This window comes from Burkholderia sp. ABCPW 14 (assembly GCF_001523835.1).
GTDB classification, from domain to species: Bacteria; Pseudomonadota; Gammaproteobacteria; order Burkholderiales; family Burkholderiaceae; genus Burkholderia; species Burkholderia mayonis.
This window is the reverse complement of record NZ_LOVS01000024.1, coordinates 1-1,245: the sequence shown is the minus strand read 5'-3', so window position 1 is coordinate 1,245 and position 1,245 is coordinate 1. Positions and strand designations below refer to the sequence as shown.

1 protein-coding gene is annotated in these 1,245 nt (G+C 61.7%); it reads right to left on the bottom strand.

From position 1 onward, the window contains the following. Positions 1-78: 78 nt before the first annotated feature. The coding region (gene ltrA / locus WS62_RS04380) for a group II intron reverse transcriptase/maturase (protein WP_066568245.1) at positions 79-1,245 on the bottom strand (1,167 nt) is incomplete at its 5' end.

The window sequence follows — 1,245 nt, the reverse complement described above, 5'->3', positions numbered from 1 at the left end:
CGATGAAATTGAGTAGGGTGAGGGGTTACCCCCTCAGCCCTCTCACACCACCGTACGTGCGGTTCCGCATACGGCGGTTCAGTTAACGCTCTGGAGGCGATCCACCGTCCGACGGATCGAGATCAGTCCCCGGGCATCGAAGTAGGTATTGGGTAACGCCTGCTTCAGATGGTGGGAACCGGCGTTCCACCAAGGCCCTCGGCCATTCACGCTCGATTTCCATGCCCGCTCCGGGCGTAAGCCCAAGGCGATCATGTTGCGCTCTCGGGTTCGGGGGCGCTTCCACTGCCGCCAGATCAGGCAGCGCAAACGCCTTCGCAACCATCCGTCCAGACCCTCCAGCCGCTTGTGTTGCTGGCTCAGCCGGACGTAATTTGCCCAGCCCCGTAGTACCGGGTTGAGCTTCTGGATCGCCTGCTCAAGGGACCCGCTTCTTCCCTTCAACGTCAGCTCCCGCACCCGGTTCATCAATCGCTTGATGCTCTCCGGTGCGATCCGGATATGCGCTTGACCCAACCTCACCGCCACCCGGTATCCCAGGAATTTCCGCGTGCTCGGTCGGGCCACCGCACTCTTGGTCTCGTTCACGCGCAGCCTCAAGACCTTCTCGAGATAGGTCCTGGTGCTCGCCATGACGCGTTGTCCTGCTTGTTTGCTGCCAACGTAGATGTTGCAGTCGTCAGCGTACCGGCAGAACGCCAACCCTCGACGCTCCAGTCTCCGATCCAGATCGCTCAGCAGTATGTTCGACAGCAGCGGGGACAGCGGGCCGCCCTGCGGCGTACCCTCCGCTCTCGCCTGTGTCACGCCGTCCGCCATCATCCCCGCTTCGAGGAAGCGGCGAATCAGTTTCAGCGTCACTTTGCCTTGCACGTGCCGGGCGACCCGGCCCATCAGCACATCATGATTGACTCGATCGAAGAACTTCTCCAGATCCATGTCTACCACCCAGTGCCGACCGCCCTGAACATGCGCTTGCGCCTGACGCACCGCGTCCAGCGCACTCTTGCCCGGTCGGAATCCGTAACTGCTCGCCGAGAACGTCGGCTCCAAGATCGGTTGCAATACTTGGTGCAGCGCTTGCTGGATCAGTCGATCCACCACAGTTGGCACGCCCAGCGTCCTCACTCCGCCTTGCGGCTTCGGTATGTCCACACGGCGTACCGCTCGCGGTAAGTACGTCCCTTCCAGCAGCGCTTGCTTCACACTCGGCCAGTGCATCTTTAGCCAGTCGCCAAGGCCTTC